Origin of the sequence: Flavobacterium columnare (assembly GCF_014844295.1) — a bacterium.
Taxonomy (GTDB): Bacteria; Bacteroidota; Bacteroidia; order Flavobacteriales; family Flavobacteriaceae; genus Flavobacterium; species Flavobacterium columnare.
Genome location: NZ_CP054494.1, coordinates 736,609 through 751,708, shown reverse-complemented (window position 1 = coordinate 751,708; position 15,100 = coordinate 736,609). Strand labels below are relative to the sequence as shown.

At 33.5% G+C, this 15,100-nt stretch carries 17 protein-coding genes; 6 read left to right on the top strand and 11 right to left on the bottom strand.

Annotation, left to right across the window (positions count from 1 at the left end; all coding sequences use genetic code 11):
• Window positions 1-6 precede the first annotated feature (6 nt).
• The 3 genes from HUE53_RS03375 to HUE53_RS03365 are packed head-to-tail and all read right to left on the bottom strand — an operon-like array spanning window position 7 to window position 2,128.
• Window positions 7-351, bottom strand: coding sequence for a carboxymuconolactone decarboxylase family protein (locus tag HUE53_RS03375; protein WP_192188708.1), 345 nt, complete (start codon window positions 349-351; stop codon window positions 7-9).
• Window positions 344-1,162, bottom strand: coding sequence for a twin-arginine translocase subunit TatC (gene tatC / locus HUE53_RS03370; RefSeq protein WP_014166606.1), 819 nt, complete (start codon window positions 1,160-1,162; stop codon window positions 344-346). The genes HUE53_RS03375 and tatC overlap by 8 nt, the downstream gene beginning before the upstream one ends.
• Window positions 1,163-2,128, bottom strand: coding sequence for a KpsF/GutQ family sugar-phosphate isomerase (locus HUE53_RS03365; protein ID WP_014166607.1), 966 nt, complete (start codon window positions 2,126-2,128; stop codon window positions 1,163-1,165).
• Between the two features lie 236 nt (window positions 2,129-2,364).
• On the opposite strand from HUE53_RS03365, the gene recQ reads away from it, so the two are divergent.
• The 6 genes from recQ to HUE53_RS03335 all read left to right on the top strand — a co-directional run bounded on the left by recQ (window position 2,365) and on the right by HUE53_RS03335 (window position 7,166).
• Complete coding sequence (gene recQ, locus HUE53_RS03360) at window positions 2,365-4,560, top strand: DNA helicase RecQ (protein ID WP_014166608.1); 2,196 nt, start codon at window positions 2,365-2,367, stop codon at window positions 4,558-4,560.
• Between the two features lie 384 nt (window positions 4,561-4,944).
• On the top strand, window positions 4,945-5,229 hold the full coding sequence (locus HUE53_RS03355; RefSeq protein ID WP_014166609.1) for a hypothetical protein: 285 nt from the start codon (window positions 4,945-4,947) through the stop codon (window positions 5,227-5,229).
• An 8-nt stretch (window positions 5,230-5,237) separates the two neighbouring features.
• On the top strand, window positions 5,238-5,588 hold the full coding sequence (locus HUE53_RS03350) for a hypothetical protein (protein WP_014166610.1): 351 nt from the start codon (window positions 5,238-5,240) through the stop codon (window positions 5,586-5,588).
• 19 nt (window positions 5,589-5,607) lie between these two features.
• Window positions 5,608-5,967 carry a transposase gene (locus tag HUE53_RS03345; protein ID WP_192188707.1) on the top strand — a complete coding sequence of 120 codons (360 nt, stop codon included), beginning with the start codon at window positions 5,608-5,610 and terminating at the stop codon, window positions 5,965-5,967.
• An 18-nt stretch (window positions 5,968-5,985) separates the two neighbouring features.
• Window positions 5,986-6,165 (top strand): transposase, encoded by a 180-nt coding sequence (locus tag HUE53_RS03340; RefSeq protein WP_014166567.1) that lies wholly within the window; start codon window positions 5,986-5,988, stop codon window positions 6,163-6,165.
• 86 nt (window positions 6,166-6,251) lie between these two features.
• Window positions 6,252-7,166 (top strand): IS3 family transposase, encoded by a 915-nt coding sequence (locus tag HUE53_RS03335; RefSeq protein WP_192188706.1) that lies wholly within the window; start codon window positions 6,252-6,254, stop codon window positions 7,164-7,166.
• 7 nt (window positions 7,167-7,173) lie between these two features.
• Here the strand turns inward: HUE53_RS03335 and HUE53_RS03330 are convergent, their stop codons facing one another.
• The 8 genes from HUE53_RS03330 to HUE53_RS03295 all read right to left on the bottom strand — a co-directional run bounded on the left by HUE53_RS03330 (window position 7,174) and on the right by HUE53_RS03295 (window position 15,100).
• Window positions 7,174-7,509 carry a hypothetical protein gene (locus HUE53_RS03330; RefSeq protein WP_014166613.1) on the bottom strand — a complete coding sequence of 112 codons (336 nt, stop codon included), beginning with the start codon at window positions 7,507-7,509 and terminating at the stop codon, window positions 7,174-7,176.
• 300 nt (window positions 7,510-7,809) lie between these two features.
• A complete protein-coding gene (locus HUE53_RS03325) occupies window positions 7,810-8,244 on the bottom strand; it encodes a hypothetical protein (RefSeq protein ID WP_123906739.1) in 435 nt (144 codons plus the stop codon).
• Window positions 8,241-9,524: a hypothetical protein gene (locus HUE53_RS03320; protein ID WP_192188705.1), complete on the bottom strand. Its 1,284-nt coding sequence runs from the start codon at window positions 9,522-9,524 to the stop codon at window positions 8,241-8,243. The genes HUE53_RS03325 and HUE53_RS03320 overlap by 4 nt, the downstream gene beginning before the upstream one ends.
• A 6-nt stretch (window positions 9,525-9,530) precedes the next feature.
• Window positions 9,531-10,157 (bottom strand): phage baseplate assembly protein V, encoded by a 627-nt coding sequence (locus HUE53_RS03315; RefSeq protein ID WP_192188704.1) that lies wholly within the window; start codon window positions 10,155-10,157, stop codon window positions 9,531-9,533.
• A 169-nt stretch (window positions 10,158-10,326) separates the two neighbouring features.
• A complete protein-coding gene (locus HUE53_RS03310) occupies window positions 10,327-10,497 on the bottom strand; it encodes a hypothetical protein (protein WP_192188703.1) in 171 nt (56 codons plus the stop codon).
• Window positions 10,487-11,566 carry a DUF2931 family protein gene (locus HUE53_RS03305; RefSeq protein WP_107317676.1) on the bottom strand — a complete coding sequence of 360 codons (1,080 nt, stop codon included), beginning with the start codon at window positions 11,564-11,566 and terminating at the stop codon, window positions 10,487-10,489. Before HUE53_RS03305 ends, HUE53_RS03310 begins: the two co-directional genes overlap by 11 nt.
• Complete coding sequence (locus tag HUE53_RS03300; protein WP_192188702.1) at window positions 11,559-13,178, bottom strand: phospholipase effector Tle1 domain-containing protein; 1,620 nt, start codon at window positions 13,176-13,178, stop codon at window positions 11,559-11,561. Before HUE53_RS03300 ends, HUE53_RS03305 begins: the two co-directional genes overlap by 8 nt.
• A gap of 2 nt (window positions 13,179-13,180) precedes the next feature.
• Entirely contained in the window at window positions 13,181-15,100 is a 1,920-nt protein-coding gene (locus HUE53_RS03295; protein ID WP_192188701.1) for a type VI secretion system Vgr family protein, read from the bottom strand.

Below are 15,100 nucleotides of genomic sequence, written 5' to 3'. Positions count from 1 at the left end.
AATAAATTAATTATTTTCAAGGGCTTCCCAAAACTCGTAAGCTCTTCTTAAGTGAGGAATTACAATAGTACCTCCAACTAATGTAGCAACGCTCATAGCTTCCATCATTTCAGCTTTTTTGATGCCTAATTTGTAACAAGTTTCTAGATGATATTTGATACAATCATCACAACGTAATACAGCTGATGCAACTAGTCCCATTAACTCTTTTGTTTTGGTATCTAAAGCACCTTCCGTATAAGTATTTGTGTCTAGATTAAAAATTCGTTTGATAACCTTATTATCATCGCCTAATATTTTTTCGTTCATTTTAGAACGATAATCATTAAAATCTTTTACTAAATCAGCCATTTTGTTCTTTTAATTGGTTTTTGTAGACAATTCTAGAAATAATAATACTCATTTCGTAAATTAAAAGCATAGGAACTGCAACAGTTACCTGACTTACCACATCAGGAGGGGTAACAATGGCGGCTATGATTAATACAATTACGATAGCATATTTTCGAGTATTTTGTAAAAAACTTGGTTTAATAAGTCCTAGTTTAGTTAACAAATAGATAATGATGGGCATTTCAAAAAAAATACCACCCGCTAATACAGATGTTTTAACCATTCCTATATATGAATTTAAATCAATATCGTTTTTAACTACGCTACTGATAGAAAAAGAGGCTAAAAAATTTACAGACATAGGAACTATGACATAATAACCAAATAGAACACCTGTAAAAAAAAGAACTGATGCTGAAATGATAAAAACTTTGGCGTATTTTTTTTCGTTATCATACAGGGCGGGGCTGATAAAACGCCATAATTCCCATAATATATAAGGAAATCCCAAAATAAACCCAGCTGTAATACACATCCATACAAAAACATTTACTTGCCCTTCCATACTGGTGTTTTGAATGGTAAAAGGAAGTTCTTCAATACAAATTGTATCAGCAAAACCAAGATAGTGAGAAGCATCGCAAAAAAAACGATATGTAATAAACTCTACTCGTGTAGGACCAAAAATTATTTGATCAAATATAAAATCAGCAAAAAAGAATACTACGATTGCTAATATAACAATTGTTATAGTACTTCTTATAAGTAGCCATCTAAGTTCTTCTAGATGGTCTAAAAAAGACATTTCTGATAAATTTTTCTTAGCCATTTATATAATTCCTTCTTTTAAAATGTCATGTATATGTAATATTCCTACATAGTTTCCATCGGCTTCCACTACTAATTGTGTAATCGAAAAATCTTCCATTGTATGAAACGCATCGATTACCATGGCATCTAACGCAATTGTTTTTGGCGTTAGAGTCATGATATCTTTTGCTTTTAATCCTGATATGGTTTCAGTCGTGTTTAGCATTCTTCTGATATCTCCATCTGTTATAATACCAATTAGTTGTTTGCCTTCTATTACAGCGGTTACGCCAAGTCTTTTTTCTGATATTTCTACAATTACATCTTTTATAGGGGAGTCAGGAGTAACTTGTGGTTTGTGATTTTTGTCTAATAGATCACTAACACGTAGTAAGAGCTTTTTTCCCAATGCTCCGCCAGGATGGTATTTGGCAAAATCTTCACTTTTGAAATCTCTTTTTTTCATTAAACAAATGGCTAACGCGTCGCCTAATACTAACTGGGCAGTAGTACTATTAGTAGGCGCTAAATTATTAGGGCAAGATTCTTTACTTACATAAGCATGTAATACTAAATCAGATTCTTTGCCTAAAAAAGAGTGAAGATTAGCAGTCATTCCTATTAATTGGTTGCCAAAACGTTTTAATAAAGGAACTAATACTTTTATTTCGGGACTATTCCCGCTTTTTGATATGCAAATAATGACATCGCCACTTTGCACCATGCCTAAATCACCATGTATCGCTTCGGAGGCATGTAAAAACATAGACGGGGTTCCTGTAGAATTAAAAGTAGCAACCATTTTTTGAGCAATAATGGCACTTTTTCCTATTCCTGTAACGATTAGACGGCCTTTTGTATTATATATAACTTCTACTGCTTGAGCAAAATCGTCAGTTAGATAGTTTACTAAGTTTGCTATAGCTTCACTTTGTTCTAGTAAGGAGGCTTTAGCAGCGGCAAGGATGGTGTCTTTGGTTGTCAAAACAAGGGTCTCTTTTTAAAATTTGTATAATGATAAAGAAAATAGTATCTTTATTCAGTGCAAATTTATAAAAATACCTAGTTGAAAGGATTTTTTATTTGATTGAAATTTTATTAAATTTGTTTAAAATTTCTCAAAAAAACACCAAACGCATTTTTTTTTACTAGTTGGGGATAGTATAAAAGCTGTTTGATTTTCATCATTTCGTTAACTTATCAATAGAAAATAATTGAAGAATGAGTTCTGACCCAATTGATTTACACAAAGAATTAAAAAAGTATTTTGGATTTAGCCAATTTAAAGGACTACAAGAACAAGTAGTAAAGAGTATTGTATCTAGAGAGAATACTTTTGTTATAATGCCCACAGGAGGTGGGAAATCGTTATGTTATCAGTTACCTGCGCTGATTCAGGAGGGCGTGGCTATCGTCGTTTCGCCTCTGATTGCGTTAATGAAAAATCAAGTAGACGCTCTTAGAAGTTTAGGCTCTGGAGATGCAATTGCACATGTTCTTAATTCTTCATTAAATAAAACAGAAATAAACCAAGTTAAGAAAGATATAGCATCTGGCTTTACGAAATTATTGTATGTAGCCCCTGAATCTTTAACAAAAGAAGAATATATTGATTTTTTGAAAGAACATAAAATTTCTTTTGTTGCTATTGATGAAGCCCATTGTATTTCAGAATGGGGACATGATTTTAGACCTGAATATCGAAATTTAAGAAATATAATTAGAGCTCTGGGTGAAATTCCAATTATTGGATTAACGGCAACAGCTACACCAAAAGTTCAAGAAGACATACTAAAAAATCTAGAAATGTCTGACGCAAATGTATTCAAGGCATCGTTCAATCGTCCTAATTTATTTTATGAAGTACGAACAAAAACTAAAAATGTAGAAGCAGATATTATTCGTTTTATAAAACAACATAAAGGGAAGTCAGGGGTTATTTATTGTCTTTCGCGCAAAAAAGTAGAAGAGATAGCGGAAGTTCTAAAAGTCAATGGTATTTCGGCAGTGCCTTATCATGCGGGGCTTGATGCTAAAACTAGAGCCAAACATCAAGATATGTTCCTGATGGAAGAGGTAGATGTGGTAGTAGCTACCATTGCTTTTGGTATGGGAATTGATAAACCCGATGTGCGATTTGTAATTCATCATGATATACCTAAATCTTTAGAAAGTTATTATCAGGAAACAGGAAGAGCAGGACGTGATGGGGGAGAAGGGCATTGTTTGGCATACTATTCATACAAGGATGTTGAGAAATTAGAGAAGTTTATGGCAGGAAAACCCATAGCAGAACAAGAAGTAGGTTTTGCTTTGTTACAAGAGGTTGTTTCTTATGCCGAAACCTCTATGTCGCGTCGTAAATTTTTATTGCATTATTTTGGAGAAACGTTTGATAATGAAACGGGAGAAGGGGGAGATATGGATGACAATATGCGTAATCCTAAAAAGAAAACAGAAGCCAAAGATAATGTAGTTAAATTGTTAGAGGCTATACGAGATACAAAAGAAATTTATAAAGCAAAAGAAATTATTTTAGCTTTAATAGGTAAATTAAATGCCGTAATTAAAGCACATAAGACAGATGCCCAACCGTTTTTTGGAATAGGTAAAGATCAAGACGAAAAATATTGGATGGCACTGATCCGTCAAGTAATGGTTGATGGTTACATTCGTAAAGATATTGAAACCTATGGGGTTTTAAAAATAACGGATAAAGGCTATGCGTTCTTAAATACGCCAACATCTTTTATGATGACAGAAGATCATGAATTTGATGATAATGAAGACGATACTGTACTAACTGCTGCTAAATCCTCAGGAACAACAGATGAGGTTCTAATGGCTATGTTAGTTGATTTGCGTAAAAAAGTAGGTAAAAAAGAAGGAGTGCCACCTTATGTCGTTTTTCAAGAGTTTTCATTAGAAGATATGGCTTTAAAATACCCTATCACAATTGCTGAACTAAGCAATATTCAAGGTGTAGGAGAAGGAAAAGCTAAAAAATATGGAAAAGCATTTGTAGATCTTATAGCCAAATATGTTGACGAAAATGATATTATACGACCTGATGATTTAGTAGTCAAGTCTACTGGAGCTAATTCAGGATTAAAGCTTTATATCATTCAAAATATAGATAGAAAACTCCCTTTAGATGATATTGCAAAAGCCAAAGGATTAGATATGGATGCCTTATTAAAAGAAATGGAGCAAATTGTTTACTCAGGTACTAAGTTAAATATTAATTATTGGATAGATGAAATTTTAGATGAAGATCAACAGCAAGAGATCCATGATTATTTTATGGATTCAGAATCAGATAAAATTCAGGATGCTTTAAATGAATTTGATGGAGATTACGACACAGAGGAACTGCGACTTATGCGAATTAAGTTTATTAGTGAAGTAGCAAATTAATCGGCAAGACTTATTTTTTTAACCTCAGGTTTGCGTTAGATTTTGTGATCAAAATGAAAAGGGCAAAAAAGGTAAAAATGACGAAAATTTTTTGCACAGTTGAAGTTTTCGCTACATTGAATTTAAAAAATAATCAGGCAGATTCAGAAGTAAGGCGAATACAATTAAAAAAATATAAAAAAATCCAATTTTGAAATTTTTCAAAATTGGATTTTTTATTACCAGTGGTATTTTAAACGAAGCTCACTGTCTTGTCTTAAAATGTTTTTACAAAAAAGTGTAAAAATATGGAAAGATATTCAGTAAAATATTCTACAAAGTGGCAATCAAAATATTCGGAAGAATTTAAAAGATTTGTTTGCAATGATTATCTAACAGGCTCGATTGACCCTAAAAGAAGTTGAGTTAAAGCATAATCTTGGTAATGGTCGACTTACCTATTGGTTAAGAGAAAGAGGTTTTGATGTTTTAAAAACAAGAATTGTATCTTTACCTGATATGAAATCAGTTAAAATCAATAAAGACGAAAGGGACTCTCAAAAGTCGATTACTGAACTCGAAAAAGAACTTCAAGAAGTAAAACTTTTAGCTGAGGCTTATCGTAGAATGATAGAAATAGCTGAAAAAGAGTTTAAAATCAATATTGTAAAAAAGTCCAATACCAAGTAATTCAGGAGATGAAGAACCATTATCCTAAGATTGGTTTAGGCAAATTTTGCGGATTACTTGGTGTAACACGACAAGCCTATTATCAACACTTTTGGCATCAGGAACAATACGCTTTTGAAGATGATTTAATTGTTTCTGAGGTTTTAAAAATAAGAAAAAACCATCGTGATATGGGAGGTAGAAAACGATATGAGTTATTACAACCATTTCTACTAGAACATCAAATAAAAATGGGTAGAGGTAGGCTTTTTGATGTGTTATCAGCTAATTATCTATTAGTTAAACGTAGAAAAAAACAAACAAAAAGATACTGTACAAAAAAAGTGTGTAAAGAATTTTTTGTAATTTTAAAATTATGAACCATTAAAATTTACAATTATGGACTTTACACACGCTCAAATTTCGGAATTATTATTGGAAGTTGCAAATTCAGAAAATGGAACGAATTTATTAATGCAAATGACCTTAGAGACCTTTATGAAGTCAGAACGGGTATTGCATCAGCCAGAAAATCCCACGGATTATGCAAATGGATTTAGAACTAGAACTACTAATGGTTTTGGCAAAGAAATGGTTTTAAAGGTACCAAGAACACGAAGAGATACCTTTTATCCAGCATTGCTTGGAGTTCTAAGAAATGAGGATGAAGAGCATCGAAAACTCATTTTTAGTCTTTATAGAAAAGGTTTAACAACAGAGTGTAAGCTTCCCCAAAAACAGCTACGATTAAAAGTATAATTTTTTAATTTTAGCAATATGAAAAAAAGTAAATTTACTGAGACACAGATCATCAAAATTATCTCAGAACAAGACAAGGGCAAAACGGTCAATGAAATTTGCCGTGAATTTGGTATAAGTCAGCCCACTTTTTATCAATGGAAAAGTAAATATTCTGGCATTGAACCCAATCAGCTCAAACAATTAAAAGAGCTTTAAAAAGAATTGAGCCAGTATAAAAAAATTGTTGCCGAACTCACTTTGCAAAACACCGTTTTAAAAGATGTAATCGAAAAAAAGCTTTAATGCCTGCCGAAAAGCGCGAGCTTGTTATCTATGTTGGGAAGCGATTTAAAATGAGCTTTCGTCAGGCGTGTAAGCTGTTTCGTATAAGTACTTCTGTGTTTTATTATAAGTCCAAACGAAAAAATTGCGACCTTCAAATTTCCGAAGAGTTATTAAAATTGGCTGAATCTCATCGTACTTGGGTTTTTTGGATGATGTATAACCGTTTGAGAAATTTAGATTATCTATGGAATCATAAACGAGTTTATAGGATTTATACAGAAATGCGGCTAAATTTAAGATGTAAGCGTAAGAAAAGAATTCCCGCAAGAATAAAGGAGCCTTTACTCAGACCAATTCAACCTAATATCACATGGAGTATTGATTTTATGCAGGATACGCTACAAGATGGGAGGAAAATTCGTTCTCTTAATGTCATAGATGATTTTAATAGGGAAGCATTAATGGTTACTATCAACAACAGCTTGCCTGCTCAAAGGGTGATTAATGAATTAGACAATTTAATCCAAAGGAGGGGTAAACCAGAGCGAATTCGCGTAGATAATGGTCCCGAATTTATCGCACAAAAGATGAAGGATTGGTGCCAAAATAATCAAATAGAATTAACCTATATTCAACCTGGAAAACCTACCCAAAACAGTTTGATTGAGCGTTTTAATAGAACATTTCGACAGGAAGTATTGGATTGTTATATGTTTGAATCAACCCGCCAAATGCAGAATTATGTAAACGCATGGATATGGATTTATAATAATGAAAGACCTCATTCTGGGCTGAATTATATGACGCCTATAGGGTTCTTGTTGAAATATGGGAAACTCAACTTTGAAACCGCCGAAGAGTTTCCCACATTTCAACAAGAGAAATTTAAAATTATTGATTGGATTTCTTTAGTTTTGAATGTAGCTAATTGAGGGAAGCTTACATAACCGCTTTGTCAAAGAAGAAATTTTTACCATTCTTCCTTAATTTCTCAAACACTGTATTATGAATTATTTTTTTGGTATCATAAATTTTAACCTCCATTTTAATAGTGGTAACAGGTCCTAAGCCATCGGAAGGCAATCTTTCATATTTAGTTTCACTTCTATTAAATAATAACTCTATTTTTTCTAAATCCTCAAATGCATTCCATACAAATGTCTCTTGTTTTCTGTACATATTTCCAAACTCATCATCTTTAGGGTTTTGAATTAAGCTAAAATGTTTTACCCCTTTAATAGTTTGAGCATCATCTAAATTTTTACAAAACTGCATACAATAAATTTGCTGAAATTATAATTTTTATAATCTGCATCATCTATATTCAAAAAAATCATTTTTTTAAACTATCCCTTAAAAAAAAGAAACTTTTAGATGAATTACTTATACTAGAATATGTGTCTTCTTTACAGTAAAAAATGAATTTATATTTATAAAAATTATCATTTAGGGATATTTTATTATTGATTTCAGTTGCCATTTTATTAGAAATTTCTTTAAAAAAAATATCAAGTTAATAAGTTAAATTTGAATAATTAACTTTAAAATCAGAACAATCAGCTGGTGATAGGTGAACTACTTTTTAATATTAAGTTTTTTAATTTCAGTCCTTTTGAATTTGAATTTCTTATCGCCTGAACGAACATATTCATAAATTATTTCATAGTTAATAAATTTTGAATTAAGATTTAATTTATTTTCAATTTCAATAGCAATATCTTTTGCTTTTATTTTTAAACTATCTAAATCAATATTGATATTTGACTCTTTTTTTCTAATTATTAATCTATAAGTAACGCTATCCCGAGGATCTGAAATATGATATTTTGGTTCTCTCCAAATATCTAATGCCTTACTTTCACTTTTTACTTTTTCAAAAAGAATTTTTTCTGCGGGTCTTAACTCACCATCTCCTGGAGTAAATAACCAAAAAATAAAAATTCCCATATAGCGATAACATAGATAAATAAAAACAAATATTGTCGAGAGTATTATTGCTTTCTTTTTCATTGATTTTGAGTATAATATTTTTTTATTTTCTTATCGAAGAAATAGTATTTACCATTCTTTTTTAATTTTTCAAAAACCGTATTATGAATTATTTTTTTGGTATCATAAATTTTAACCTCCATTTTAATAGTGGTAACAGGTCCTAAGCCATCGGAAGGCAATCTTTCATATTTAGTTTCACTTCTATTAAATAATAACTCTATTTTTTCTAAATCCTCAAATGCATTCCATACAAATGTCTCTTGTTTTGTATACATATGTCCAAATTCATCGTGTTTAGGGTTTTGAATTAAGCCATAATACTTCATCCCTCTTATTATTTGAGAATCGTCAAGATTTTTATATGATAAAACAGGATCCCAAGTAATATCTATTTGATATGTTTTGTCTGGTAAAGTAACAGAAAATTGAGAAGTATCTGCTGGTGATAGGTGAACAACTTTACTAACTTTTACTCCTTTTTTAACTAAAAAACTTATCATACCTTCGGCAAAAGCACCACCCATACTATGAGAGACAATCATTATTTTTCTTTTGTCTTTAAAAACTTCTTTGAAAAATTTAGATTTTTGATTTTTATATCTATCAGTTGCAAATTTTTCTCCATTTTTCCATCGAGTTCCTCCTTGAGAATGCCAATTCCCTGCTCCGTTTAAAAAAAATTCAATTTCAGTTTTAAAGTATTTTTTTGAGACTTCCCTTAAGCTTTTCCCCCAATATTTTTCATTCCATTGGTCTCCAGCATAAGGCATATCTTTATTCCAATAACCACAAACAAAAATTATCAATGGTTCAAGCATAGTTACGTTTACACTTATACTATCACTTGCTTTTTTATAAAAGGCATAAACCCTTGCCTTTTCACATTCATTATTAATAGCTATATTAATAATAATTTTCCCATCTTTACTAAGTTGATTATTAGAAGCTACTCCTCCTAATTCTTTAATTTTTTCATCATCATTTTTAGTTGCCCACTTTAAGAGTTTAACCTCAGCCTCGGTTGGTTTTCTTGACGGTGTAGCCTTGTAGGTGTAAAATTTTTCAAAACCTATTTTATCCATCAACTTGTCATTCTCATCAAAAGGCCCTTCAACTTTAATAATTTTTAAATCTGTTAATGTTGCTGATTTAGGTTTGTTATGAGTTACACCTTTATCTACACCTTTTTGTATTACCTGTTGTTGAGAATGGTTCTCAATATTCTCTTTGCTGTGAACTTTAAAATTTCCTCCTGTTGTTAGAAATACATTGCCTTTTACAATTGTTGTCTTTCCCATAACATTTTAGAATATTTTAGACTTCTCTGCAGAATTATTCTGAACTTCTTTTTTAGAATGTTGTTCGTGAGTTCCTTCGCTTTGAGAAACTATTTTTCCGTTGCTCGAAAGAATTCTTTCCTTTTTTGTTTCAGAAACCATATCTCCATCAATAATCTCCGTCAACTTACCTGTTACTATCGTCATCATATCCATTGCAACTGTAGTATTTTTCATGGCTCCAATGGTTTCGTTTTTGTTGATTCCTGCACTTTCAGTTATATTCATACCAACAGTTGTGCTCATGTTTTTGCCTACATTAATAATCATATCTTCGCCTGCGGTAATGATCATGTTTTTTGGCGCATTCACATTAATATTCCCATGACCGTCCATCGTCCAAGTGTTGCCACTAGGATCCTCTATAAAAACAGAACCTTGGGCATCGTTTAGAATAATTTTAGTTCCAGATCGGGTATGAATGGCTTTTACATCATTGCCGCTAGTATGGTACCCACTGGTTTCGCTTCCGTTATAATGAGTGCCTAGTACAAAAGGTTTTTCTGCATTGCCGCTTTCAAAACCTACAAGGACTTCTTCGCCTATTTCGGGGATAAAATGAAATCCTTTGCCCGACTCTGCGTGCGGAGTCAAAATCCTAATCCTAATCCAGTTACTCCTAGTGCTTCTTTCTTCATCGTATTGCAACTTATAGTAAGCAAAAGTAATAGTACCATTGCTTGTTGTATTAATTTATCCATTTTGTATTTCTCGTTTGCGTTACCAAAAACTATTTGCGATATACCATAATTATCCGCTTCTATCAGTTTAATGAAATAATAGTAGGAGCTTTAGGATACGCTATAATATCAATAGTACGGTTTGGGTATTGATCTATCAGTGCATATTTTTCAAAAGGATAGACTATTCCTTTTTTGGTGGTAATAGTTATATAACCACCCGCTCGTAGTGTTATACGCTGTTTATTTTTCATTTTCTTTATAGGAATCTTTGTATTTGCCAGGTTCATAACTAGGCCATATACGCATACTATCTACTTCTATTTTTGTGTTGTCAACAAAAAGCTCCATATCAGAATTATCAGCCGCTATTTTTACATGAAAACGATGGGTACTTCCCTCAGGGATGTTTTTAAAATGATTAAAAATAGCCTCTTCGTTTAAAAATACCAATCCTCTATACGTATCTTTATACCCCGTTTCCCAATCTATAATAATTCTATTGGGCAAGGCTCTACTCACGGGAGTAGGGGTGAGTATTTCGGGTCTAAAGTAAGACTTATTTTCACCATTAAAAGACCACCATTCTTTATAAAATAATTTAAATTTTTTGTTTTCAGAGGTAGCATTAAGGGCAATATGGTAACGCTTACGGTAAGTGTCCCATAGGGCACAAGAGGCATTGGGCATAAAATCGCGGGCTTTTACCTGTGCTCTATTCATAGACCAGCTGGCAAACAATCGTTTTTCAAAAGCTTTATCCTCTTCTTTGTTTGTAATTTCTTTTGCCTGAAAACGTCCTACTTCTATTTTTGCTCCAAGATACCCTGCCCATACCACCACCATACCTTGTGGGGCAAAACCAAAGATAAGCGAATTAAACATTCCTGGTTTATAAGGCTCATCAGGATTTAAATCTTCTTGGTACAAAAAAGATTCATCAGGATAATGAATTTCTTTTACGAGTTTTTTCATTTTTTCTACGTCAAATTTCGCCTCTAGCCTATAAAACTTGTCTTCATAGCCTGCATAATATACAATAGTAGCGCCTATAGGAGTGCCGTATTGATCTGTATAACTTGCTCCAGAAGCCCCCCATTCACCAGAGGAACCGCCAAAGGGCATGTGGGCTATTTTTCCTTCAAGGGTGTATATTTCGTCTTCTACTAGTTCTACCCTATATATATTAGTATTTTCTCCTAATGTTTCTTTAGGCTGACACATCTCGGGTGTCCATTGCGGTGGTGCTTCTTTCTTCATCGTATTGCAACTTATAGTAAGCAAAAGTAATAGTACCATTGCTTGTTGTATTAATTTATCCATTTTGTATTTCTCGTTTGCGTTTGTCAAAAGTTTGTGGACCAGGTTCTATCCCTAAGGCATTTGTACGCTCATTAAGCCCAAATGCATCTGCGCGTACAGACCAATGAAAATACCTGTTTCGAAGTTCTTTAAGCACTGGGAGTGCTATAAAATCGAGATAACTTATTTTTTTGGGTTGGTTTAAATAGCGTATGTATCGTGCCGCATCCTGAGTACGAATACATTCATTCCTGAAATTTTGACATTTTGCGGCATAGGTTTGTAATTGCTCATAAGCTTTTTTAACCACAGGGTCGGTAATTACTATTTTAGTATCCTTTAATGTCTTTTGATACTTCACCTCAAATTGCTCTGAAATTTGTACCATCATATTAAAAGGAATTTTGTCATAGGTGTTTTCAAGCATACGCTTTCCTTTTAGTTTATACTTAAAGTCAGCTTCTCTGGAACTTATAAGTTCCCTTGTAATGTAGAGTTGTTTTTTGTTAAACCAACCTTCTTTTATGAGAATTTCTTTATATTTTTCAGCTTTACTTTTATTAGAAGCGCCTGTTCCTTGAAATAGTACTGAATTTTCAATACTATGCGGTAAATACGAACCGCCTATATCGCTATGTACGCCTGGTAAGGTTAGTTCTAAGCCGTGTAATCCAGCACTGTTTATATTAGTGAGGTCAAAGTTTTCGCGGTATTCATCATCGGCTGCAATTTGAAAAACCATTTTAGCTTTGCGTATTGCATCCAGTCCTAGCACTTCTACATCATTATCATGATAAACTCCTTCTGATGAAACGGTATCGTACAAGCCTACAAAATTAAAAACAATACGTTCTGGAATCACTTTATTTTGGACTAACTGGTACCCAAAAAAACCGTGCTTTATGTATAACGGATGTTCTTTCGTAATTTTATGTAATTTTTTAGAAGGCGAGCATAAACGCATACCCCTAAAACCATCTTCTATTGTAGATGGCGTACTGGCTATATGTATAAAATGGCGGGCTGTGGTAGCACCACGACTAAAACCATAAACATTGATAAATAAAATGCGAAGCTTTTCCTTTCCTAACTTTCTGAACTTTTCTTTTACTTTTTCAGCGGCTTTAACACATCCTTTTTCTACTTTTTCGGCTATACCGGTCCCCGTTCCTATGCCTATCATTTGTTCTTTACTTATCCCTGTTGCTAATGAAGCACTATCGTCTTCTTGATCGTCTTCTGTTGCCACGCCTTCTATATAGACTTTTCCTTGTAAGGGGCTGTCTTCTGTTATATCATAACCACGCGCCACATTGGTATAGTCGTTCATATAGCTATCGTCTTTTTTATTAGACATTTCTTTATAAATAGCATTATTTTGTTCCCTGGAAAGGGTATTGTTTTTATTGTTTTGGGTTCCGTCAAAATAAATATTAATAGTTAGGTCTGTAAAACTCACGGGATGATCACTCTCATTTATAGGTTTGTTGGTATTGTAGCTAATTCCCTTATCTTTACCTTTTTGTACTATTTTAGTATTGCTAGTATGTTTAATTTTTTCTTTAGACTTTAGAACCGTTTTTCCTTTACTGCTCATGTTTATATTTCCTTCGGCAATTATTTCTATACTCATAATTAGTGTGAATTAGATTTTTCGGCACTGTTGTTTTGTACTTCACTTTCAGAATGGTGTTCCATTTTTCCTTCACTAAAAACATTGAGTTCTTTTAAACTAACTGTTTTATGTTCTTTATCGGTATGGCTTTCTATATCGCCCTTAACATATTTTCTAAAAGACCCCATGATATTAGCTATATAATTAGTAGTGACAGATAGTGCGTATGCAATACCTACCGATACGTTTTTATTACCGTTTGTGGTTTCCATATTATCTAACGTTACGGAGGTCATTAAATTTTTACCTACTTGAATATTTAAATTTCCACCTACATTAATTAATAAATTTTCAGGGATATTAAGTGTAGCGTTGCCTTGTCCATCAAATTGTAAGTAGTTACCATCTGGGGTGCTTTGTTTCCAGCTTCCTTCGGCATCGTTTGCAAGGGTTTCTATACCGCTACGGGTTTTTATGGCTTTTACATCATTGCCGCTAGTATGGTACCCACTGGTTTCGCTTCCGTTATAATGAGTGCCTAGTACGAAAGGTTTTTCCGCATTGCCGCTTTCAAAACCTACAAGAACTTCTTCGCCTATTTCGGGGATAAAATGAAATCCTTTGCCTGCTCCTGAGTGGGGTTGTATTAGGCGAATCCATGGGGTTTTTTGGTTTTTTCTTTCTTGCCATGGAAATTGTACGCGTACACGCCCCATGCTCATAGGATCGTTGTTGTCTACTACCCGTGCGGTTTGTTCTTCGCAATTAGGATAGGTGTTGTCGTCAAAATAAGGAGGGGTCCATAAATCGGGAATGGCTACGAACTCGTTGTAATAGCTATTGCCATCATGAAAATGTTGAATTTCTATGATGCGATAGGTTTCCATAGGGCGGTCGTTTATATCAACTAGTTTGGTTAGATCGCCTTGTTTGAGTTGGGGGTCTTTGCTTTTGCCTTTTACGATCATCAGGTTTTCTCTGAGTTCTTTTTGTTTTCGTACGGCATCTTGTAGCTCTTTATCGGTTCGGTTGTTGATACCCGTGGGGTTGTGGAGCTTGTTGGGTTTTTTATGGAATACGTTTTTTGAGGCTTTTAGGGCTACTAGTTGGTAGGGGTTGACTTTGTTTTGTAATTGAGCTGAGGCGCTATCTCGTTGTAGGCTGGTGCCTGATTCTACATCGTAGGTGGTGTAGGTAAATTGTTGTGGTTTTACTGATATTTCAAAGGATACGTGTACTAGGTCTACACTTTCGTCTAGGTTTATGATTTTAGGGCCTACTTTGTTGCCTAACACTAGGCTCTGTCCGTTGTAATACAGGTATTCGCCATAGCGTATGGCAAGTTGTTGTAAAAATTGGTAATCTGTTTGGTTGTATTGTACGGTGTAAGGCAACACATTTTGGGTGTTGTTGTTTCGGACAATGGTATGAAGGGTGTCTTTGGGGTATTGGGCGGTTATGTCTTGAAAGATTTCTTCTAGGGTTTTGTTTTCAAAACTTTGGGATTCAAGTCCTTGTTCTAACATAATGGTAGGAGCGTGTCCTGTAATATATAGTCTGCCGTAACCGTCTTTTTTTAAAAGGTTTAAATGGGTTATAATGCCTGTAAAGGTTTGTTTTATTTCTCCAAATCGGTGCAGGTGGATGTGTATGGTTTTTCCTAGGTAGCTTTTAGAATGTTCCATGATGTAGGCTTCTTCGTTGTCTAGGGAATCGGCACGGGTATCTAGGGTAAAGGTGTCGTGTTCGTTGGTTTTTTGATGGAACTGTAGGTTAAAATGGGATTTTTCTAGGAAGGATTTGCCTTCTATGGTAAGGGTGCAGTAGACTAATGGACTGGATTTGTCGGCTAAAAAGTCTTTAAAGGAACGTAATGAGGCGTATTTTGCTATGTCGTCAGGATGGTTGAGTCTTCCATAATCGCTGTTGTAAGTATCCAT